Here is a 23,041-nt window from a genome sequence, read left to right on the forward strand (position 1 = left end):
TTTGTCTCTAGGCAGCGCCAGTACATGTCAGCAAGGCGAATGATCAATGCTCAACAGAACCGACTTTCCCAAGCCCACCCTTATCGCGGTTAATGGTGTGGAACTCGAAGTCTTCGAGGCAGGTCGCGAAAACAAGGGAAAACCAATAGTGCTCTGTCACGGCTGGCCCGAGCATGCCTATTCCTGGCGACATCAAATGCCCGCCCTTGTTGCAGCTGGCTACCATGTCATCGTCCCGAACCAGCGCGGCTATGGCAACTCGTCCTGTCCGGACGAGGTGACGGACTATGACATCGAGCATCTTGCGGGCGATCTCGTCGCCCTTCTGGATCACTACGGATACCAGGATGCGACCTTTGTCGGCCATGATTGGGGTGCGGCGGTCGTCTGGGGGTTGACCCTGCTGCATCCGAACCGGGTCAACAAGGTGATCAATCTGAGCCTGCCCTATCAGGAGCGCGGGGAAATGCCGTGGATCGAATTCCTGGAGCTGATCCTGGGCAGTGACTATTACTTCGTTCACTTCAACCGGCAGCCAGGCGTGGCGGACGCGGTCCTCGACGAGAATACATTCCGGTTTCTTCGCAACCTCTACCGGAAGAACGTGCCGGTCCTGCCGCCCGAGCCGGGCACGACCATGATCAACCTCGCCAGAGCGGAAACGCCACTCGGTGAGCCGGTGATGATCGATAGCGACCTGGCCGTCTATGTCTCGGCCTTCGAGACATCCGGGTTCACAGGCGGCATTAACTGGTACCGAAACCTCGATCGCAACTGGCATCTGCTGGGGGAGGTGGACCCAATCATCCATCAACCCACGCTCATGATCTATGGCGAGCGGGATGTTATCCCGAAATCTGAAAATCTGGCCGATTTCGTGCCCAATGTGGACGTGGCCAGCCTCGATTGCGGCCATTGGATCCAGGAAGAAAAGCCGGAGGAAACTACAAAGGTCATTCTCGACTGGCTGCAACGGCAGGATGGCGCTTCCGGCTGACCCAGCGTGCTGCCCTCGGGCTCGATCCGAGGGCCATTTTCGAGAAGCACCGGTTTACGCGTGCGCCACTACTCGTCCTTGGATCGGGTCAGAGGACGGACCGTGTTTTTCGATATCAAGGGCGCGCCTCAGAACTTGTAGCGCAGGCCTATGGTCAAGGCGTTGGAGCCGTCGATATGGGCGATCGTGCCAAAACCGCCGGAGCGATGCTGGATGCGGCCGAAGGCCTCCCATTCGGGATGTTCGTCATGCGACACGGCGATTTCGGGGGCCAGATAGTAAAGCAGCGTGGCGCTCTGCCCGGATGCGGCAGCGCGGGTGGTTTCGACGCCGATGGTGTCGGTCACCACCGAGATGCCTCCGGTCACCGATGGGGTGATGTTGATGGGGCCAAATTCGAATTCGGTCAGCCGCCCGACTACGCCCGCCCAGGCCTCGCCGGAAACGGGGGAGCCAATGCGTACGCCCAGCCCGGCTTCGAGGCCAAGCTGGAAGCTCTCATATTCATAAAAGAAGCGCTGATAGCCGACGCCGACAAAGGCATTGGATTCCAGCTGCCACGCCCAGGGCTGAATAGCGTCGCTGAAATACCCGCTCGTCATCGGCCCACCAAAGAGGAAGACGTTCTGGCCGGACCGGGATTGCGATATTTCGGGGGATTGGGCGAGCGCGGGCACGGCAACGCAGAGCCATACTGCACCCATGCAGGCAAGCGCGCGGGGGAGGGGAATCATCGGCAATTTCTCATGCTATCTCAGAGAGAAAATGGTTTGCCATGGGTTTTGGTTCACGCTGGCGCGATCACGTTTTCTGCGAGCACTTCCAGCCCCCGCGATTGCGGGAGCGCGTGGGAACGGGCCCGGCTGCGAGGCGTTTTGCCTCCACAACAAAAGGAGAAAGACATGCACGCCATTCCCAATAGTGTTCATGAAGGCATGAAGGTACTCGACAGCGCCATGCACGATATCGGCACCGTCGAGACGTTCCGCGTGACCGACAAGGCGCCCGGCAATTCCGACATCGACGCCGCCGGAGTCAGCCCCGCGCTCGAAACGGAGCGGAACAATTTTGCAGCGTTGCTCGCCGATGTGTTCAGCGGGGAAGAGGAATTGCCGCAAGAAATGCAGGAAAAGGCCTTACGCGAAGGCTTCGTGCGTCTCGACGCCGATGGCCTATTTGCGGCGGATCGCTATATTTTCCCCGAGCATATCGACCGCGTCGAAAGCGACCAACTGGTGCTTTCGGTTTGCAAGGAAGACCTGCTCAAGGCGTAATAGGAGCTCACTGGAACAGGCTCGATTTATATGGTTACCGGAAGAAAAACGTGGATTTTCAACACCCGAAACTGCGTTTAACCACATGGGTTTACCACCCTTGCGCTTAGCCGGTGCCGAATAGGTAGAAGGCCGGATTTCGGCGCCGGTCGTTCGCCTGATCATCCCAATAACGGTGGCACACGCCATCGCCTTTTTAGGAGATGATCATGTTGTACAAGCGTATGATTGCGGCCGTCATGGTGTCGGTCGTGTTGATGCCGGCACTGGCCTCGGCCAATGGATTGCTCGGCGGGGTCCTAGGCGGCGGCTCGGATGATGGCGGCCTCCTCGGTGGCGCGCTGAGCGGTTCGGACGGCTCCAGCGTGCTCGGCGTCATTGGCGACGGTAATAGCGGCGCCCTGGTGACCGTCGAATCGGCCAATGCCGGCACTTCGGGCCTGCTCAATGTCGGCCTCGGTGGCAGCGACGGCGTGGTGACCGCCAATGTCGGGGCCAATGATCCGGTGATCGGGGCTCAGGCGCTCGGCCCGCAGGGCATCGTGGATGTCGATGTGGACCTGGGCGATGTCGGCGCCAATGTGAATGTCGGCGGGCCCAATCTCATCGATCTCACCCTCGATCTGCCGAATGGCGGGAATGGCGGGAACGGGGGCAATGGCGGGAATGGCGGCAATGGCGGGAATGGTAATGGCGGCGGTGGAAACGGCTCCGATGGCTCTAACGGGTCCAATGGCTCCAATGGTGGCAACGGCCAGGTTTCGATCTTCTCGAATGGCGGCTCCAGCTCAAGCTCGGCCATCACCGCGGTCTGCGCTGGTCAGAGTTCTAACCAGCTTCTGGCCCTGTTCAACAAGAGTACCGTCCGCGGCTGGAACCGCGCCACTGGCATTCAGCTCATTCCTATCAGGGTCTGTGCCGATCTGCGGCGGCAGATGGCCAATTGGCTCCAGGGCAATGGTGACTATCACCGGCTGCTCGGCGCCGTGGCGCAGGACCCCCTGATCAACGCTGCCCTCAGCCGCACCCAGTACCGGCCAGGCCATGTGCTTGGCGTTCACCGGCAGGGGTCGACGCTGATGGTCTACGTGTTCTGATCCTGCCTCCGATCAGGCCGTAGAGCGGGCCGGCTGTCTTCCCCAGGGCAGCCGGTCTTTCGCATCAAGTTACATCAGGCGGCGGGTCGTTCGGCCAGCACCATGTAATTGACGCCCATGTCGGTGGACTTGCGCCAGTCATCGGCCAGCGGGTTGAAGCTCACTCCGGTCTGGTCGATGACGCGGAGACCGTTGCGGCGCAGTTGGGCGCTGATCTCCTCGGGGGTCAAAAATTTCTTCCAGTCATGGGTGCCGCGCGGCAGCCAGCGCAGTACATATTCGGCGCCCACAATGGCCAGTGCCCAGGACCGGGCGGTTCGATTGAGCGTGGCGGTGAACATCAGCCCGCCGGGACCAACCAGGTCGGCGCAGCTCTTCATGTAGAGCGGCACATTATCGACATGTTCCACCACTTCCATGTTGAGCACGACGTCATAAGTTTCCCCGGCCGCAACCAGGGCCTCGCTGGTGGTGGCGCGATAGTCCACGGCGATGCCGGATTGCTCGGCATGGATCCTGGCAATGGCGATATTGCGCTCGGCTGCGTCAATGCCGGTCACGCTCGCCCCAAGCCGGGTCAGCGGCTCGCAGAGCAGCCCGCCGCCGCATCCGACATCGAGAATGCGCAAGCCTTCGAAGGGCCGGATGGAAGTGGCGTCGCGGTTGAAATGGCGGACCAGATGCTCGCGGATATAGGAGAGGCGCACCGGGTTGAACTTGTGCAGCGGCCTGAACTTGCCCTTGGGGTCCCACCATTGCTCGGCCATGGCGGTGAACTTGGCAATTTCGGCGTCATTGACTGTGGTGGTCGTGCTGTTCATGGGCGGCTCCATCTGGCGAGATATGAACCGGGTAACGCTCTGGGGCAAGACAAAGACAGACGATCGGACGCGAGAATGTAACCACTCGCTGATAGCCAGGTGTCACAAAAAAGAGAGCACGGAGACACCTTTTGGCAGTCCTGCCTGGAACTTCGCAGGTAAGTGAGCCATTTAGCGAAGATGAGACGGTGCCTGGTTTGACCGGGATCGTTCTGCCGTGGGGTCCTGTTCGCCAGGTTCGATGGCAATTGATATCCGGGGCTAAGGACTTCGCATTGGACGCTAAAGATGTGGCAATTCATTCCCTTTTTCTCGCTGGGGGCGGAGAAATGGGGCAACGCATCAGGACACATGATTGGTCTGGGACCGCTTTAGGCGACCCGAGAGATTGGCCAGTAGCACTATCCACCCTCGTAGGGGTGATGCTGTCTTCAAACCAGGCGATGTTCATCGCCTGGGGCAAGGACCAAACTCTCCTCTATAATGACGCGTATTCGAATATATTGGCGGACAAGCATCCGCAGGCCCTCGGCACGGGTTTTCTGCAGGTCTGGCAGGAAATTCGCGGGGATCTGGTGCCCATCGTGGAGAAGGCTTATGCGGGTGAGCCAGTTCATATGGACGACATCACCCTGCTGATGATGCGCAAGGGTTATCTGGAAGAGGCGCATTTCAGCTTTTCCTACACGCCGGTCCGTGACGAAACTGGACAAGTCGCTGGCTTTTTCTGTCCCTGCAACGAGATAACCGGGCAGGTCCTGGCCGACAGGCGCCTTCGTGAAAGCGAGGCCCGTGCCAAGGGTGTGCTTGATGGCATGGCGGAAGGGTTTTGGCTTCTGGACACCGATTTCCGTCTTCTGGACGTCAATGTCGCCGCGCTTTGGTATGACACGCGGTCCCGCGCTCAGCTGCATGGCCTGAGCTATTGGGACATTTATACGGGCAGCAAAGATACAGACCTGGGAGCGCATCTGCAGCGCGCCATGAAGCTGCGCGAGACGGTATCGCTCGAATATGAACACACTTGGCCCGACGGGCGCCAGTCCTGGCTGGAAACGCGGGCTTATCCTGTCGATGAGGGACTGGCCGTCTTTTTTCGCGACATTTCCGAGCAGAAACGGACCGACGCGATCGCTCGTGAAACGGCTGAGCGCTATCGCCTGGCGATCAAGGCCACCAATGATGCGATATGGGACTGGCAGTTTTCAACGAACGATGTGCTCTGGAACGAAGCACTGGAGTCTGCTTACGGGCACAAGCCCGAGGACGTCGAGCCGACAGGCGATTGGTGGATAGATCATATTCATCCTGAAGATCGCCAGCGTGTCGACGACAGCATCCATGCCGCGATTGACGGCGTCACGGAAAGCTGGACCGATAGCTACCGCTTTCAGCGCGCCGATGGCAGCTATGCGGAGGTGCTCGACAGGGGTCACGTGATCAGAGACGCCACAGGCCGGGCGACCAGAATGATCGGGGCGATGCTGGACCTGACTGAGCAGCGCCGCAGCCAGGCAGCACTGAAGGAAAGCGAAGAGCGGTATCGCACTCTCTTTACCTCGATCGAGTCCGGATTCTGCGTGGTGGAAGTGGACTTGCACAGCCCGGAAGGACAAGTCGATTATCGGGTGGTGGAAGCCAATCCGGCGTTCTACCGCCAGACTGGTTTTCACGAATCCATTTTTGGCCAGTGGCTCCGCCAGGCGGCTCCGCTGCTTGAAGAGCATTGGTACGAGATTTATGGGCGGGTCGCGCGAACTGGCCAGGCGGAGCGCTTCGAGCAAGGCTCGGAGGCATTGGGGCGATGGTTCGACGTCTATGCATTTCCTCTGGGCAAAGCAGAAAACAATCGCGTTGCCATCCTATTCAACGACATTTCGGCACGGCGAAATGCCGAGGAGCGATTGCGGGTCCTCAACGAAACCCTTGAGGCGGAGGTATTGGCCCGTACAGCAGAGCGCGATCGGATCTGGGAGACGTCACCAGACCTGATGTGTGTCATTGATTTCGAAGGTTATTTTCGCCGCGTCAATCCTGCCTGGACGACGCTGCTTGGCTATGCGCCAGACGAATTGGTAGGGCACCACGTCAACGAGTTTGTCCTGGCTGATGACCATTCTTCGACCGTAGACGCCTACGAACTGGCGGCGAGCGGTGGGCGGCCCAAAATTGAAAATCGCTACCGTCACCGTGACGGTTCCACTCGCTGGATCTCCTGGGTCGCGGCGCCGACCGGCGAGGTAACCTATGCAATCGGACGCGACGTTACCGCAGAGAAGGAAGCAGCAGCCGAACTGGGCCGGGCTCAGGAAGCCTTGCGCCAAAGCCAGAAAATGGAAGCCGTGGGTCAACTCACCGGCGGGCTGGCCCATGACTTCAACAATTTGCTCGCAGGCATTTCCGGCTCCCTGGAATTGATGAGCAACCGCATCGCTCAAGGCAGGATCGCCGATGTCGAACGGTATCTCATCGGCGCGCAGGGTGCGACCAAGCGCGCGGCCGCATTGACCCATCGTCTCCTTGCATTTTCGCGCCGACAAACGCTGGATCCCAAGCCGACCAATGTCGGCGCGCTCATCGGTGGGATGGAGGATCTGATCCGCCGGACTGTCGGCCCATCGATTGCGGTGGAAAGCGTTGCCGGGGGCGGCGTGTGGAGTGTCCTGGTGGATCCGAACCAGCTGGAAAACGCCTTGTTGAACCTGTGCATCAACGCGCGTGACGCAATGCCCGATGGTGGAAACATCACCATCGAGACAGCCAATCGCTGGCTAGACCACAAGGCAGCGAGCATGCGTGACCTGCCGCCGGGGCAATATGTTTCCCTGTGTGTCAGCGACAATGGCACGGGCATGGCGCGGGATGTCATCGAGAAAGCCTTTGATCCCTTTTTCACCACCAAGCCTATCGGCATGGGGACCGGATTGGGCTTGTCCATGATCTACGGTTTTGCACGCCAGTCCGGCGGTGGCGTGCAAATCTATTCCGAACTCAATCAGGGCACGATGGTTTGCATCTACCTTCCGCGCCATGTTGGCGAGAATGACAGTATCGCTGAGGAGCCCGAATTGCCCAGCGTAGAAAGAGCAATGGCCGGGGAAACCGTTCTGGTTATCGATGACGAGCCGCTGGTGCGGATGTTGGTCGTGGATGCTTTGGAGGAGCTGGGATATACAGCCATTGAAGCCGGCGATGGACCATCCGGCATGACGGTGATCCAATCCGACGCGCGGATCGATCTCCTGATCACCGATGTTGGCCTTCCCAATGGCATGAACGGACGGCAAGTGGCCGATGCTGCGCGGGAAATCCGGCCCGGACTGAAGGTGCTTTTTGTTACAGGCTATGCCGAAAATGCGGTCCTCAATCATGGGCATCTGGGCCATGGGATGCAGGTCATAACCAAGCCGTTCCAGATGGAGGAACTCAGCCGACGCATACAGACCATCATATCGGAATGAGGGAGGACAGAATCGGGCACCGGAGGGAGCAGACCCATTGATTGCGCACCGGCTTTGTGGCATGTCCCCGCCGAGCACTAAGCGTACCGCCGGGTTCGGTGAGTCAACGGGGAAACAGAGTGGCCCGTATCGTCGTCAAGTTCGGTGGCACGTCGGTGGCCAATGTCGAGCGCATCCGCAATGCGGCGCGCCACGTCAAGCGCGAGGTCGAGGCCGGCAATGAGGTGGCCGTGGTGGTTTCGGCCATGAGCGGCAAGACCAATGAGCTGGTCGGCTGGGTCAATGAAGCCTCCAAATTCCATGATGCGCGCGAATATGACGCCGTGGTCGCCTCGGGCGAACAGGTGACGGCGGGCCTGATGGCCATTGTCCTTTCGGAAATGGGTATCCAGGCGCGCAGCTTTGCCGGCTGGCAGGTGCCGATCCATACCGATGACGCCCATGGCGCGGCGCGCATCACCGAGATCGAGCCGACCGAGCTGGACAAGCGCATGAAGGAAGGCTGGGTGCCGGTGATCACCGGCTTCCAGGGGATTTCGCCACATGGCCGGGTGACGACACTGGGACGGGGTGGTTCGGACACTTCGGCGGTGGCGGTTGCGGCGGCGGTAGGCGCGGATCGCTGCGACATCTATACGGATGTCGATGGCGTCTACACCACCGATCCGCGCATCGTGCCCAAGGCGCAGCGCATGACCAAGATTTCCTTCGAGGAAATGCTGGAAATGGCCTCGCTCGGCGCCAAGGTGCTGATGATCCGCTCGGTGGAAATGGCGATGGCCTACAAGGTGCGCCTGACTGTTCGTTCCAGTTTCGATGATCCGGACGCGCCACAGATCGCCCCCGATGGTACGCTTGGTGTTCCGGGCACGCTCGTTTGCGATGAGGATGAGATCATGGAAAAGCAGATCGTTTCGGGTGTGACGCTCGCCAAGGCCGAGGCCAAGATCACCCTGCGCGACGTCAAGGACAGCCCCGGCGTGGCCGCCGCAATCTTTGGTACGCTGGCGGACAAAGGCATCATCGTCGACATGATCGTGCAGAACATTGCCGATGATGGCGCCACCACCGACATCACCTTCACGGTGCCGGACAGCGAGTATGAAAAAGCCACCAGGGCTCTCGAGGATAATGGCGGGCGCTTCGAATATGCGCGGCTTTCCGGTTCGCGCGGTGGGGCGAAAGTCTCGGTCGTGGGCGTGGGCATGCGCTCGCATGCCGGCGTTGCCGCCTCGATGTTCAAGGCCCTGGCCGACAAGGGCATCAACATCCAGCTGATCACCACTTCGGAAATCAAGACCTCGGTGTTGATCGATGAAGAATATGCCGAGCTTGCGGTTCGGGCGCTCCACACCTATTACGGTCTGGACAGACAGGACGCCTGACCCAGTCGAGGGGACAAGGGCCGCGTCCTTAAGAAGGGAGGCGGCCTTGCGAGCTGCCTTGAAGAGGCGATGGTGGCGACCATAAGCGGCCCGAGGGTGCTGCTGCGGCAATTGCGCGAGACGATGGCGGAGCCTCTGGCGTCGCAGGACCGTCTCGACAAGATCGTGGGCCTGATCGCCGAAAACATGCGGGCCGATGTCTGCTCCTTCTATGTGCTGCGCGATGATGGCGCACTGGAACTGTTCGCTACCCGCGGTCTCAAGGCCGAATCGGTTCACCTGACGACGCTTCGCCTGGGCGAGGGCCTGGTGGGCTTGATCGCGGCCGAGGCCGAGCCGCTCAGCCTCGACGATGCGCCAAGCCATCCGGCCTTTGCCTATCGCCCGGAAACCGGCGAGGACAAGTATAATTCCTTTCTAGGCGTGCCGGTGCTGCGCGCCGGACAGATGCTGGGCGTGCTGGTGGTGCAGAATGCCGACCGGCGCCATTACGGCGAGGATGAAACCGAGGCCATGCTGACCACGGCCACAATCCTGGCCGAGATGATCGCTACCAGCGATTTCGACAATCTGATCAAGCCCGGGTCGGATATCGATCTCAGGCGGCCCCGTATGTTCAATGGTGTCAGTTTCACCGATGGCGTCGCGCTGGGGACTGTGGTCCTCCACGATCCGCGCGTCGTGGTCACCAATTTCATCGCCGAGGACACCGATGCGGAAAAGCAGCGGCTCGAGGTGGCGCTGGCCTCAATGCGCGTCTCCATCGACGCCATGCTCGACCATGGCGATATGCAGCCGACCTCGGATCATCGCGAAATTCTCGAGACCTATCGCATGTTCGCCAATGACCGGGGCTGGGTGAACCGGCTGACCGAGGCGATTGACAACGGCCTTTCCGCCGAAGCGGCTGTGGAGCGGGTACAGAACGATACCCGCGCCCGCATGCTCAGGCAGACCGACCCCTATATTCGCGATCGGCTGCATGATCTGGACGATCTGGCCAACCGGCTGCTGCGCGTGCTGACCGGTGACGGACATGCACTGGGCCGGAAGGAACTTCCCGATAATGCGATTCTCGTGGCCCGCAATATGGGGCCGGCGGAACTGCTCGAATATGACCGCAAGAAGCTGCGCGGCGTGGTGCTCGAAGAGGGTGGTGCCACCGCCCATGTAGCCATTGTCGCCCGATCGCTGGGCCTGGTGGCCGTGGGGCAGGCTCAGTCCATCGTGTCGATGTGCGAGAGCGGCGACGACATCATTATCGACGGGCCGCTGGGGCAGGTGCATCTGCGACCCACCCCGGATATCGAGCAGATCTATATCGACAAGGTGCGCATCTCGGCCCGGCGCCGGGCGCATTATGCCGCGCTCAAGGACAAACCCAGCGTCACCAAGGACGGCGTTGCAATCACGCTGTTGCACAATTCGGGGCTGGTGGCGGACCTGCCCATGCTCGACGATACGGGTGCGGTCGGGGTGGGGCTGTTCCGCACTGAATTGCAGTTCATGATCGCCAGCCGCCTGCCGCGATTGCAGGAGCAGGTCGCCCTCTATGCCGAGGCCATGGAGATCGCCGGGGACCGCCCGGTGGTGTTCCGGCTGCTCGACATTGGCGGCGACAAGGTGGTGCCCTATCTGCGCTCGGCTGCCGAGGAGAACCCGGCCATGGGCTATCGCTCGATCCGGCTGGGGCTGGATCGGCCGGGCCTATTGCGTACCCAGATCAGAGCGCTGCTGCTGGCGGCGGGGGGCCGGCCGCTCAAGATCCTGGTGCCCATGGTCACCGAGACCTTCGAGTTCCGGCAGACCAAGCTCGTGCTCGCCAAGGAGATGGAAAGGCTGAGGCGTGCAGGACATCCGGTACCGGAAAAGGTCGAGATCGGGGCGATGGTGGAAGTGCCTTCGCTCTTGTTCGAGCTTGACCAGATCATGCCCGAGAGCGATTTTGTTTCCATTGGTTCGAACGATTTGGTGCAGTTCCTGACAGCGGCTGACCGCGCCAATCCGCGTGTCTCCAAGGCCTATGACCCTATCGGGCTGCCGCGCCTCAGGGCCATACGCCTCGTGGTCGAAGCTGCCGCGCGTCACAACAAGCCGGTGACCATGTGCGGTGAACTGGCCGGCAAGCCCATAGAAGCGCTGGCGCTGATGGCTATCGGCATGACCCGGCTCAGCATGGGGCCGGCCTCGATCGGGCCGATCAAGGAAATGATCCTCAACCTTGAATTGAAGCCGATCCAGGAGGCAGTGTCGGCGGCGCTCAGCGTCGGGGCCAATGGCCATTCGATCCGCCAATTGCTCACCGAATGGGTGGACAAGCAGAACCTGCCCATGGGGTAGCGGCTGGGGAAAGATATCCCCGCCCCCTCAGTCCGCCCCTATACTCCCACCCATCACTCCCGCGCGGACGGACTGCAGCGAACTTTGCGGGGGGAGCCGGGCATAGCTGGGTCGCTCCAGTTGTGCGTCTAGGAAGCGGTCACCCTGCGACGAGCGTTCAATGGGGACCGGAGTCCTCTACGAAAAACCGGTGTCCCGAGGCGGCGACGTCTCTATCTATTCAAATTTACTGAGACGCACGCGCCTCGGGATACGTCCAGTTTCAGAACCAGAAGCAGCGATGCCGTCTGGCGCATGGGCATGCCTCCAGGGCCGGGTTGGGTCCTGGCCACTTGAACTTGATGCTTGCGGTCTTTACAGCCACGCTGACAATTGCCCCGAAAGCCCGCCCATGCCCGCTCTACCCCAGGACAAGCTCGACGCCCTTGAAACGCGCTTCCAATATATCGAAGCGGCGCTGTCCAGTGGCGCCGCACCTGACGAATTGGCCAGGCTCTCCAAGGAGCATTCGGACCTTTCCGAAATCGTGGGCGAGATCACGGCATTCAAGAAAGCACAGCGCGACCGCGCCGAAGCTGAGGCGCTGCTGAAAAGCGGCGACAGGGACATGGCCGAAATGGCCGAGGCCGAAATCGAGGTGCTGGACGACACCATCGAGCGGCTCGAACAGTCGATCCGCATCATGCTGCTGCCCAAGGACGAGGCGGACGAGAAATCCATTATTCTGGAAATCCGCGGCGGAACGGGCGGCGACGAGGCGGCGCTGTTTGCGGGCGATCTCTTCCGCATGTATGAGCGCTATGCGGCCGGGCGCGGCTGGAAGGTCACGGTGATGGAAGAAAGCCCCGGCGAAATGGGGGGCTTCAAGGAAATTATCGCCAATGTCTCGGGCAAGGGCGTTTATGCGCGCATGAAATATGAGAGTGGCGTGCACCGGGTGCAGCGCGTGCCAGCAACTGAAGGCTCGGGGCGTATCCACACATCGGCGGCCACGGTGGCGGTGTTGCCGGAAGTGGAAGACATCGACATTGAGATCCGCAACGAGGATATCCGCATCGACACGATGCGGGCTTCTGGCGCTGGCGGCCAGCACGTCAATACCACCGATTCGGCGGTGCGCATCACCCATTTGCCGACCGGACTTGTGGTCACTTCTGCCATGAAGAGCCAGCACCAGAACCGGGCCCAGGCAATGGTCGTCTTGCGCTCGCGGCTCTATGAGTTGCAGCGCGAGGAGCGCGATAGCGCCCGCTCGGCCGAGCGCAAGGGACAGGTGGGCTCGGGCGACCGTTCCGAACGCATCCGCACTTATAATTTCCCGCAGGGGCGCGTGACCGACCACCGGATCAATCTCACGCTCTACAAGCTCGACAAGGTGATTGCCGGGGAAGCGCTGGACGAGCTCATCGAGGCGCTGATCACCGAGAACCAGGCTGCCCAGCTGGCCGCCATGGAGCAGGTCAACTGAGCCAGGACGTCAGCATCGGCGCGCTGTGGCGCGGCTGGCGCGATGTGCTGGCACGGCTGGGCTTCGACACAGCGGCGCTCGACGCCAAGCTGCTCACCAGCCATGCGCTGGGTCTGGATGCGCTGGGACTGGCGACGGGCGAGCAGGCGCCGGTTTCGCCCGAAGCCGCCCATGCGGTCGCCGAACTGATGCAGCGGCGGATGAGTGGAGAATCGGTAGCCCGCATCATTGGTGAGCGGGAATTCTATGGCCTTGCCTTCGGGCTCACTCACGCAACGCTGGAGCCGCGGCCCGATACCGAATTGCTGGTCGATCTGGCGCTCAAGGCGCTGCCTGAGGGCGGACGCCTGCTCGATCTGGGGACCGGGACAGGCTGTATCCCGATTTCGATCCTGGCCAACCGTCCCGATGCGACCGGGTTGGCGACCGACCTCAGTCCCGATGCGCTGGACATGGCGCGACGCAATGCGACGCGGCACAGCGTGGATGAGCGGCTGGGCTTTGCCGAAGGAAGCTGGTTCGAGGCGCTGGCTCTCGCCTTGCCGACGGTAGCAGAGCACGAAAAGTTCGATCTCATTCTCTCCAATCCGCCCTATATCACCAGCGTTGTAGTCGAGGCGCTGGCGCCAGAGGTCAAGGATTTCGATCCGCGCCTGGCGCTTGATGGCGGACCTGACGGGCTGGGGCCCTACCGGGTCATTGCCACTGGAGCGGCGCGCTTCCTCAGGCCAGATGGCTGGGTGATGGTGGAGATCGGGCACGACCAGGGGGGCAGTGTGCCGGCGCTATTCGGTCAACAGGGCTTTGACGATATTGCCGTTCACAAGGACCTCAACGGGCTTGATCGTGTGGTTCTGGCGCACCACTTGGGGAAGGAGTAGACGGCCCGGTTAAGCCAAAACGCAGTTTGTGCTGGCCAAGCCGGAGCGAAGCGGTTAGTTTGTTGGTGCTGTCAGTGGCGCATCATGAGCGCCGCAGCGATCACACCCGATCCAAAATGCATTGAGCTGCCGAAAGCAGCGCGGTTCCGGCGAGCCGGAACGACGCGAGGGACGGGACGGACTTTTCCGTAGGTCGCTGCCGACCGCATTCGGTCTTCATGAAGCCATATAAATCCCGCACGGTGCGCTCGTACCACCGCCGGGGTCACGGGCCGGATCGGGCCTTTTGTACCGGTCAGCCCCCATGATGTGACGCTTAACTTTCAGAGTTAGACAAAGCGACCCGATGAGACCAAACCAGAACAAGAACCGGCAGCGTGGCCGGAACGGCGGACGCAAGCATGTCAATCCGCTGTCGCGCAACTATGAGAGCAACGGCCCTGACGTAAAGGTGCGCGGCAACGCCGCCCATGTGGCCGAGAAATATTTGCAGCTTGCTCGCGACGCCCAATCCTCGGGCGATTCGGTGATGGCCGAAAACTACCTGCAGCATGCCGAGCATTATTTCCGCATCGTCTCCTCCGCCCAGCAGGCCCTGAACGGTCCGCGCGACGGGCAGAGCCAGGACGAGGTGGATTTCGACGATGACGCCAATGACGTCAATTCGCGTTTCTCCTCTCCGCAGCCAGCGCAACACGCGCAGCAGAACAATGAGAACGAGACCGAATCGTCGCAGGGCGATAACCAGGCACTGCCGGCTCAAGAGGCTGCTGCCGATGCCGCCGAAGGCGATGGCGAGCAGACACCGCGCAAGCCGCGTGAACGGCGTCCGCGCCGTCGTCGCCCGGCGGGTGGTGAGGGCGGATCCGATCCGGGCAATGCCCCGCAGCCGGACGTGCCGGACCTGCCGGCCTTCCTCACCGGCAATGTGGCCGAGTAGGCAGAGACCAGAATGAAAAATGCCGGGCCCAGCGCCCGGCATTTTGTTTTCCTCGCTTCCGCGGGCTGCGGCATACTGGCCTCTCCACCCTCGAAGGCAGTGCGCCAGGGGAACCTCGAATATGTCCCTGCCGAACAAGCGCTATTCTCTTGCCTTGTCTAGTAGGGCCGCTGCCTCGCCGCTGCCGCTTGCCCGAGCGGGCCGTGCGGGCAGCGACGATTGTGCGGCGTGCCCCCCTTTTGTTCGGGGTTGCGATACCTACATCTAGTGCGAACGATGCGCCGATCCGGGCATTGTCCAAACGACGCTTCCGCCGTCATGCCGGTGCCTTGATGGGCCGCATGGCGGGCGAGACCAGGAGAGTTGCATGAATATTGAAAAATACAGCGAACGGTCGCGCGGCTTCATCCAGAGCGCGCAGACGGCGGCCCTGGGCAAGGGCCACCAGCAGTTTTCGCCCATTCACCTGCTCAAGGTCCTGCTCGACGATGACCAGGGCATGGCCGACGGCTTGATCAACAAGGCCGGGGGCGACGCCAAGGCGGCGCGGGCGGGCGTGGAAGCCGCGCTCAACAAGATTCCCAAGGTTTCCGGCGATGCCGGCCAACTCTATCTCAGCCGTGAATTGGCGCGGGTTTTCGACACGGCCGAACAGGCCGCACAGAAGACCGGCGACAGCTTTGTCACGGTCGAGCGGCTGCTGCTGGCGCTGGTGATTGAGAAGGACACCGATGCCGGCAAGATCCTGAGTTCTGCCGGCGTGACCGCGCAGGGCCTCAATACGGCCATCGAGGCCATCCGCAAGGGCCGTACCGCCGACAGCGCTTCGGCCGAAAATACCTATGATGCTCTCAAGAAATATGCCCGCGACCTGACCCAGGACGTGCGCGAGGGCAAGCTCGACCCCGTGATCGGGCGCGACGAGGAAATCCGCCGCACCATCCAAGTGCTGAGCCGTCGCACCAAGAACAATCCGGTGCTGATCGGCGAACCGGGCGTGGGCAAGACCGCCATTGCCGAGGGCCTGGCCATTCGCATCGTGAATGGCGACGTGCCCGAAAGCCTCAAGAACAAGAGCCTCCTGGCGCTCGACATGGGCGCACTGATTGCCGGTGCGAAATATCGCGGCGAGTTCGAGGAACGGTTGAAATCGGTCCTTTCCGAAGTCACGTCTGCCGAAGGGCAGATCGTGCTCTTCATCGACGAGATGCACACGCTGGTCGGCGCCGGCAAGAGCGAGGGCGCCATGGATGCGTCCAATCTTTTGAAGCCCGCTTTGGCGCGCGGTGAGCTCCACTGCGTGGGGGCCACGACGCTCGACGAATATCGCAAGCATGTGGAAAAAGACCCGGCCCTGGCCCGGCGCTTCCAGCCGGTCTTTGTGTCGGAGCCGACGGTCGAAGACACCATCTCGATCCTGCGGGGTCTCAAAGAAAAGTATGAGTTGCACCACGGCATCCGGATTGCCGACTCGGCGCTGGTGAGCGCAGCGACCCTCAGCAACCGCTACATTACCGACCGCTTCCTGCCCGACAAGGCCATCGACCTGATGGACGAGGCCGCGGCTCGCCTGCGCATGGCCGTCGACAGCAAGCCCGAGGCGCTGGACGAGCTGGATCGCAGGATCATGCAATTGAAGATCGAGCGCGAGGCGCTGAAAAAAGAAACCGACGAGGGTTCGCGCACGCGGCTGGAACGGCTGGAGCAGGATCTTGTGGGCCTCGAAGAACAGGCCCAGACGCTATCGGCCAAGTGGATGGCCGAGAAAGAGCGGCTGCAAGGTTCGACCAGGATCAAGGAAGAGCTCGATGCGGCGCGTGGCCAACTCGAGATCGCGCAACGCCGGGGGGATTTGGCCAAGGCGGGCGAGCTTGCCTATGGCGTTATTCCCGATCTCGAAAAACGGCTGGCTGCGGCCGATGATCCCGATGGCGATGGCAAGGCCGATCCGCGCATGGCCAAGGAAACCGTCGAGGCCACCGACATTGCCCAGGTGGTGTCGCGCTGGACCGGCATTCCGGTTGACCGGATGCTGGAAGGGGAGCGGGAAAAGCTCCTCCACATGGAGACTTCGCTGGGCGCCCGCGTTATCGGCCAGGCCGAAGCGGTCCGCGCCGTCGCCAAGGCGGTTCGCCGCTCTCGGGCCGGCTTGCAAGACCCGCATCGGCCGATCGGCTCGTTCATGTTCCTCGGCCCCACGGGCGTGGGCAAGACCGAGCTGACCAAAGCGCTGGCCCAGTTCCTGTTCGATGACGAGACCGCCATGGTGCGGCTCGACATGAGCGAGTTCATGGAAAAGCACTCGGTGGCGCGGTTGATCGGCGCCCCTCCGGGCTATGTCGGCTATGACGAGGGCGGGGTGCTGACCGAAGCGGTGCGCCGGCGACCCTATCAGGTGATCCTGTTCGACGAGATCGAAAAGGCCCATCCCGATGTGTTCAACGTGCTCTTGCAGGTGCTCGATGATGGACGGCTGACCGATGGGCAGGGTCGCACCGTCGATTTCCGCAATTCGGTGGTCATCCTGACCTCGAACCTGGGCGCGGAATATCTGGTTGAGCTCAAGGATGGTGATCCGGTGGAACTGGTGCGGGGCAAGGTGCTCGATGCCGTCAAGGCGGCATTCCGGCCCGAATTCCTCAACCGCATCGACGAGATCCTGTTGTTCCATCGCCTCGGGCGCGAGCACATGGCCTCGATTGTCGATATCCAGTTCGGGCGGCTCGAAGCCCTGCTCAAGGATCGCGACATTGCCCTGGAGCTGACGCCCAAGGCCCGCGAGTGGCTGGCCAATGAAGGCTATGACCCGGCCTATGGCGCCCGACCGCTCAAGCGCGTCATCCAGCGTGAAGTGCAGGACGAATTGGCCGATGCCATTCTCTCGGGCACGGTCAGCGACGGGGGAAGGGTGCTGGTCGACGCCGATGACAGCGGCATCGTGCTGCAGCCGGGCGGCAATGCCGAGGCCGAAGCGGCCGCCTAGGCGTAACTCAAGATGGAATGGGGGCCGGTCAGGCGACCGGCCCCCAAGCCTGTCTCAGGCGCTGAAATCGGGCGGGGCGGCGATATAGCGGTAAGCGTTGTCACGGCGTTCGACATAGCCCAGGGCCGGGAAGTCGAGATGCATGCCGGCCACCAGCAGATCGTCGCTCGCGACCATGTCGAAGAGCCGCTGGCGGCTGGCAATTGCGGTGGGAATATCGGCATCGAAGGCCACCGACCAGTCCGGATGGCTGAACTGATAGGCGGGGGCATGGACGATGTCCCCCCAGATCAGCAGGCTTTCGCCATTGCTTTCAATGCGCAGGCCCATATGACCGGGCGTATGCCCCGGCATGGGCACGGCCGTGACGCCGGGCGCAATGTCGCTCTCCCGGGTCATGGACAGCATGTTGCGACCCTCGGCATAGGGCCCCAACAGGGCGCGGGACGCAAGAAAGTTGCCCTTGAACGCGTCGGGAACGGAGGCGAACACGCCCTCGTCATGGGTGAAGAACCATTCGGCCTCCGCTGCCACCAATTGCGCATTGGGGAGGATGCGGGTGGAAACGCTGTCGCTCAGGCCGCCGACATGGTCGGTATGGGCATGGGTGAGAAAGAGCGTATCGATCTCCTCGAGCGCAATGCCCGCCAGCGCCAGGCTGTTCTGCCAGGCGCCGAGTGTGGGACCCATGGCGCTGCCCGCCCCGGAATCCACTGCGATGATCCGATTGCCGGTGCGGATCACATAGGCGTTGATGGAAATGGTCATGTTGTCCGGGTCATGCGGCTTGTGGGCCTGGGTCGCGGCAAGGCGCGCAGCGCCGTCCTCAAGGCCCACCATGACCCCGGTGGGTACGGCGCCAAAACCGTCGGAAAGGGCGATGACCTCGATCTCGCCAATGCGGTGGCGGGCGATGGCGCCGGCAGGCGCGGACATGGCAGCGGGAGATTGGGCCCGGGCGCCGCTGGAGCCCAGAAGGCCTGGCATGACCAGGGCCGCCGGGGCCAATGCAAGGGCGCCGAGCAGGCTACGGCGAGAAAGATGGGGCAGGTGTTCGGTCATGGTCTTATCCCAGAAGAAGTGACGACCTGCCCGATTTAGGTATAATCTGTTCTCGGAAAACTCCGGAATAGCTTTTTGTAGATATAAGAGGTGGTTATGGATGTAATCGCGCTCCGCAGCCTGGTTGCGGCGGTGGATGCCGGATCGATCTCCGGAGCCGCCAGGCGGCTGTCGGTGTCACAGCCGGCGGTGAGCCAGAAGCTGGCCAGTCTCGAGGCCGCGCTGGGCCAGCAATTGCTGGTGCGCTCGCGCAATGGTGTGTCTCCCACGCCCGCCGGAGACGTGGTGCTGGACCATGCGAACCGCATCCTCTCGTCGCTGGCCGAGATGCAGACGGCGCTGGATGCAATGCGCGGCGAGGTGGCCGGACGGCTAAAAGTGACGGTCAACATGCTGTTCGGTCAGGCGGTCATGGGCCCGATGCTGGCCGACATGCGAGGCCGTTATCCGGCGCTGCGTGTCATCGTGCTGCCGACGGACAAGGTGGTGGACCTGGAGGCCGAAGACATCGATGTGGCACTGCGTGGCGGTACGCAAGGTTCAGGCCGGGGTTTGGTGCGCCGCATTGCCACCATGGAGGGCGCGATTGTAGCGTCGCCCGCTTATCTGGCGGCGGTAGGACGACCCTCTGCCCCCGATGATCTGGCACGGCTGAGCTATGTGCAGTATCGCGAAGATCCCGAGGAGCACGCGATTGCGATGGTGCATGACGAGGAGACCCTGTCGGTCGCGGTCACGCCGTCATTTTCTGCGCAACATCCCGATCTGACACTCCATGCCGTGCTGGGCGGAATGGGCTTCGCCAAGGCCCCGCGGTTTTTCATCGAGGACCAGATGCGTGCGGGTGCCATGGAGGATGTGCTGCCGGGCTACGCACCGGTCCCAAAGCCGCTTTACCTGGTCACCCGTGAGCATCTTCGCGACAGCCCCAATGTGCGCGCTTTTCGCACAGTGCTGGTTGAGCACCTTTCCCGCATGAGCGGTTTTACCATCAGCCCCGATCTCTAAGACCTTGCAGGTCGGCCCGGGTCCAGCTAGAACATAATAAGAACATCTTATGATCGGCCGACAGTTGGCCCCTCATCCAGGGAGAAGCGAGTTCACGGTGGAGCGCATCGACTATATCGAATTTCCATCGACCAGCCGGTCGGACACCAGCAATTTCTTTCGCGCAGCCTTTGGCTGGGGCATCACCAGCTATGGCCCCGACTATGACGGCGTCGAGGGGGCGGGTCTCGACGGTGGGGTAGATCAGGCGGAAGGCCGGGTAGAGGCCACCATGGCCGTCATCCGAACGGACGACCTGGACGATGCCGAGAGACGCGTCCTGGCTGCCGGCGGCGCGATCACGCGGGCGCAGTTCGACTTTCCGAGCGGACGGCGCTTTCATTTTCGCGAGCCGGGAGGGAACGAGCTGGCCGTCTATGTCAGTCGACCTGAATAGAAGCCTTTAGTTGGCTTCTGCAACCGAGACTGGCGCAGGCTCGCGGGCCATCAGGTCGTTGATCTGGGCAATGGTCTGGTCAAACTCTTCGCGATACTGGGCGGCAAGCACGTTGTCCTTGGGCAGCTTGACGCTGAGCGGATCGACCAGATTGCCGTTGATGAGAATTTCGAAATGCAGGTGCGGGCCGGTGGACTGGCCGGTGGACCCGACATAGCCGATGAGCTGACCCTGTCGTACCCTGGACCCCACGCCCAGTCCGTCAACATAGCGGGACATGTGGCCATAGGCGGTCTCGTAGCCGTTGACATGCTGGATCTCGACCTTGTTGCCGTAGCCCGACTGCCATTTGTAGTAGGAGATGACGCCGTCGCCAGCCGCATAGATCGGCGTGCCCGACCGGGCCGCAAGGTCAACGCCGGTGTGGAGCCGCCTGGTCTTGAAGATCGGATGGATGCGATAACCGAAGCGGGAACGCAGGGTGCCGCCGCCTTCAAGCGGCCGGCGGTTGAGGAAGCGCTTCCCGGTCTCGCCGTCGGGGTCGTAGAAGTCCACCACGCCGTCTTCGGTGGTGAACCGATAGAGCTGCCGCTTGGTGCCCGAGAGCGTGAGGCTGACATAGAGCAAATCGTCTGCCGACATCTCATCGACGTCGCCGGCTTCCAGGATTTCGATCGTGTCGCCAGCGGTGATGCGCTTGGTCATGTCGATATCATAGGCGAACATGCCGATGATGCGCTCGATGGTCTCGGCGCTCAGGTCGTGCTTGCGGCCGGTTTCCCAGATGGACCGGTAGATAGTAGGCAAATTGCCCACATTGATCTGCTCGACGTCCTCGGTGGGGAAATCCACCCAGTCGGGCTGCAGGCCAACGACATATTGGCCATTGTCGGACAGTGCCACGGTGGCGATGTGCCGGTCGCCGGGCGCGCCATCAGGCCGGTAGATCGACATGCGGTAGGGAACCAGGCTGTCCGCGGAGTGGGAGAGCGGGCCATAGAGGATGCGCAGCCTGATGCCAGCCGGCAGCCCGGCGGCAGGGATGAGATTGGCCAGTGTGTTTTCAACCATGCCAACCTGGGCCGGGGAGAAGCCGTTGCGCTCCAGCGTGTCGCGCAGCGGTCCGATCTCGCGCACGGTGAGGAACCGCTCTGTGCGGCCCAGCCCCTCGCCGGAGGCAAGCGTGGTCTTGGGGACGACAGTGACATTCTCGGCGACGCCGTTGATGCTCGCTGCCTCGGAACCGGCCAGGTCGCGCAGGGTTGGCGCCAGGGCGGCGTAGGCCAGCACCGGGGTTCCGCCGTCGACCGAGAATTGGGCGCCGGCCGTGTTTCTTACAAAATCGGCGGCGCTCTGGTCTGAAACCGACCGCACCGGCACGAAGCCGGATGGCATGCCGGTCTGGCTCACGGCGACTTCACCGTCAATATCGGTGCCATAAACATCGGTGGCGATGTCGAGAGTTGCACTGGTCAGAGGCTGGGTCTTGTTGAGGATGGCCACCGGATCGTAGGCCGGCACATCGGCGGATAGGGACGTGCTGGTCGTGGCCAGCGTGGCGGTGATACGGACAAAAGGCTGATTGCGGATGATCTCGCGGCCCTCAACGGTCTGGCGTATTGCGGCCTCGACGATTTCACGGTCGGAGCGCGTGGCCGCGACCGGACGCAGGCGCGAGGTCTTGGATGTCAGGTCCGTGGCCAGAGGCTGGTCGATGCGGGGGGCCGCAAGGTTGAGCGCTGCATAGGCGGTGGAGAAGGTGTCCTGGCCCTGAAACGAGACATAGAGTGCCGCGCCCATCAGCAGCACGCTGGTCAGGCCCGTCATGACCGTGCCGCTGAGCCAGGCGAAGCTGAGTTCGCGCCCCTGTGGAATCTCGCCATCCGTGGATTGCACGGTCAGTGCCGGGCTGTCCTCGTAGCCGGTGGCGTGCAGCAGCGCTACATGCCGTCGTCTTTGCGTCGCGTTCAACGCTCCATCCTTCAGATGCGTGACGGGATCGGTTCCCCCGCCGGTTGATCCGGCTATGGACGCTTGCGCGTCGCGCGTAACCTACGTACGCGCGCAGGCGTTCGCAATGCTTTCGGCCTATCCCGCATAAATGCGGCGAAACTGGGAGTCGCTTGCCTCGGAGGGCGACCAAAGGCGGTCTTGAACTTTGCCATGCCAACACCCATCTGGTGAAGTGTCGGCGGAGACCCCTTTAATCACTGGTGGTCTGGTCGAGTTTTCCACATTGTCCTGATTGGACGGCCAAGAAAAATGGCGTTTTTGCCATAAGGGGGCTTCCCAGTGGCACAAGCGGTCTCTATAACCCGCCCATCGCTGAAGAGCGCGGCGCCAGACGGCGGCGAGTTCGGAAGCAAACCTCTGAAATCGTGAGCAATTTTCGGTTTCAGGTTTTCGAATTTCGGTCTCGGCGGAAAAGAGAAAATGGGGTGTTGACAGACGAAAACGTCTCGACTACAACCCGCCAGCGTTGACGACGCGAGCACTTGTTGCTCCCACAGTTCAGCGCAATCTGACAGGGCAGACGATCTGCCGGGCAACCGGACACCGGATCGCGTTTCTCTGAAAGAACACGAAGGCTCCGCCTTCACCGACGCTTTGTTCCTTTTGGGCACTGGGTCAGCTCTTTGACATTGTGAAGATTGAAGAAAGAGAAACGTGGACGGCGAGGTTCTTGCGGGCTGAAGCTGGGGTTTACTCCGGTGGAAGTTGTTAGACTTTCGATGGGTGCACGTTTCTGAGGTACACTCTTTAATACGCGCCGACTTTGGTTGGTGCGATTGATGTGTGTCCTCGTCAAACGCAAATGTGCATTCAGCGACCATGTCAGATTTCAAACTTGAGAGTTTGATCCTGGCTCAGAACGAACGCTGGCGGCA

The 23,041-nt window shown here is 61.7% G+C and carries 16 protein-coding genes; 12 read left to right on the plus strand and 4 right to left on the minus strand.

The window, feature by feature from the left end; genetic code table 11:
- Positions 1–46 precede the first annotated feature (46 nt).
- Positions 47–997 (plus strand): alpha/beta fold hydrolase, encoded by a 951-nt coding sequence (locus ACXYMS_RS18070; RefSeq protein WP_458908241.1) that lies wholly within the window; start codon positions 47–49, stop codon positions 995–997.
- 128 nt (positions 998–1,125) lie between these two features.
- Here the strand turns inward: ACXYMS_RS18070 and ACXYMS_RS18075 are convergent, their stop codons facing one another.
- Positions 1,126–1,731: a hypothetical protein gene (locus ACXYMS_RS18075; RefSeq protein ID WP_458908243.1), complete on the minus strand. Its 606-nt coding sequence runs from the start codon at positions 1,729–1,731 to the stop codon at positions 1,126–1,128.
- A 168-nt stretch (positions 1,732–1,899) separates the two neighbouring features.
- On the opposite strand from ACXYMS_RS18075, the gene ACXYMS_RS18080 reads away from it, so the two are divergent.
- Positions 1,900–2,271 carry a hypothetical protein gene (locus ACXYMS_RS18080; RefSeq protein WP_458908244.1) on the plus strand — a complete coding sequence of 124 codons (372 nt, stop codon included), beginning with the start codon at positions 1,900–1,902 and terminating at the stop codon, positions 2,269–2,271.
- Between the two features lie 209 nt (positions 2,272–2,480).
- The gene (locus ACXYMS_RS18085; RefSeq protein WP_458908245.1) at positions 2,481–3,368 is read left to right on the plus strand and encodes a hypothetical protein; all 888 of its coding nucleotides are present in this window, start codon (positions 2,481–2,483) and stop codon (positions 3,366–3,368) included.
- 74 nt (positions 3,369–3,442) lie between these two features.
- On the opposite strand, the gene ubiG is transcribed toward ACXYMS_RS18085, so the two are convergent.
- A complete protein-coding gene (gene ubiG, locus ACXYMS_RS18090; RefSeq protein WP_458908246.1) occupies positions 3,443–4,189 on the minus strand; it encodes a bifunctional 2-polyprenyl-6-hydroxyphenol methylase/3-demethylubiquinol 3-O-methyltransferase UbiG in 747 nt (248 codons plus the stop codon).
- Between the two features lie 329 nt (positions 4,190–4,518).
- Between ubiG and ACXYMS_RS18095 the strand changes: the two genes are divergently transcribed.
- The 7 genes from ACXYMS_RS18095 (at position 4,519) to clpB (ending at position 17,647) form a co-directional block, all read left to right on the plus strand.
- Positions 4,519–7,650: a PAS domain S-box protein gene (locus tag ACXYMS_RS18095; RefSeq protein ID WP_458908261.1), complete on the plus strand. Its 3,132-nt coding sequence runs from the start codon at positions 4,519–4,521 to the stop codon at positions 7,648–7,650.
- A gap of 119 nt (positions 7,651–7,769) precedes the next feature.
- Positions 7,770–9,035, plus strand: a complete 1,266-nt coding sequence (locus tag ACXYMS_RS18100; RefSeq protein ID WP_458908247.1) for an aspartate kinase — start codon at positions 7,770–7,772, stop codon at positions 9,033–9,035.
- Between the two features lie 69 nt (positions 9,036–9,104).
- Positions 9,105–11,375 (plus strand): phosphoenolpyruvate--protein phosphotransferase, encoded by a 2,271-nt coding sequence (gene ptsP, locus ACXYMS_RS18105; RefSeq protein WP_458908248.1) that lies wholly within the window; start codon positions 9,105–9,107, stop codon positions 11,373–11,375.
- Positions 11,376–11,766: 391 nt separating this feature from the next.
- On the plus strand, positions 11,767–12,843 hold the full coding sequence (gene prfA, locus ACXYMS_RS18110; protein ID WP_458908249.1) for a peptide chain release factor 1: 1,077 nt from the start codon (positions 11,767–11,769) through the stop codon (positions 12,841–12,843).
- Positions 12,844–12,866: 23 nt separating this feature from the next.
- Positions 12,867–13,724, plus strand: a complete 858-nt coding sequence (gene prmC, locus ACXYMS_RS18115) for a peptide chain release factor N(5)-glutamine methyltransferase (RefSeq protein WP_458908262.1) — start codon at positions 12,867–12,869, stop codon at positions 13,722–13,724.
- A gap of 346 nt (positions 13,725–14,070) precedes the next feature.
- Positions 14,071–14,664 carry a DUF4167 domain-containing protein gene (locus tag ACXYMS_RS18120; protein ID WP_458908250.1) on the plus strand — a complete coding sequence of 198 codons (594 nt, stop codon included), beginning with the start codon at positions 14,071–14,073 and terminating at the stop codon, positions 14,662–14,664.
- Between the two features lie 367 nt (positions 14,665–15,031).
- Positions 15,032–17,647, plus strand: coding sequence for an ATP-dependent chaperone ClpB (gene clpB, locus ACXYMS_RS18125; RefSeq protein ID WP_458908251.1), 2,616 nt, complete (start codon positions 15,032–15,034; stop codon positions 17,645–17,647).
- A 54-nt stretch (positions 17,648–17,701) separates the two neighbouring features.
- Here clpB and ACXYMS_RS18130 read toward each other — a convergent pair whose 3' ends face one another.
- Positions 17,702–18,709 (minus strand): MBL fold metallo-hydrolase, encoded by a 1,008-nt coding sequence (locus ACXYMS_RS18130; RefSeq protein ID WP_458908253.1) that lies wholly within the window; start codon positions 18,707–18,709, stop codon positions 17,702–17,704.
- A 96-nt stretch (positions 18,710–18,805) separates the two neighbouring features.
- On the opposite strand from ACXYMS_RS18130, the gene ACXYMS_RS18135 reads away from it, so the two are divergent.
- On the plus strand, positions 18,806–19,717 hold the full coding sequence (locus tag ACXYMS_RS18135; RefSeq protein WP_458908254.1) for a LysR family transcriptional regulator: 912 nt from the start codon (positions 18,806–18,808) through the stop codon (positions 19,715–19,717).
- Between the two features lie 97 nt (positions 19,718–19,814).
- Positions 19,815–20,153, plus strand: coding sequence for a VOC family protein (locus ACXYMS_RS18140; protein WP_458908255.1), 339 nt, complete (start codon positions 19,815–19,817; stop codon positions 20,151–20,153).
- Positions 20,154–20,159: 6 nt separating this feature from the next.
- On the opposite strand, the gene ACXYMS_RS18145 is transcribed toward ACXYMS_RS18140, so the two are convergent.
- Positions 20,160–22,124 (minus strand): M23 family metallopeptidase, encoded by a 1,965-nt coding sequence (locus tag ACXYMS_RS18145; protein WP_458908256.1) that lies wholly within the window; start codon positions 22,122–22,124, stop codon positions 20,160–20,162.
- Positions 22,125–23,041: the final 917 nt, after the last annotated feature.

The sequence above is a fragment of the Devosia sp. CAU 1758 genome (assembly GCF_054482695.1).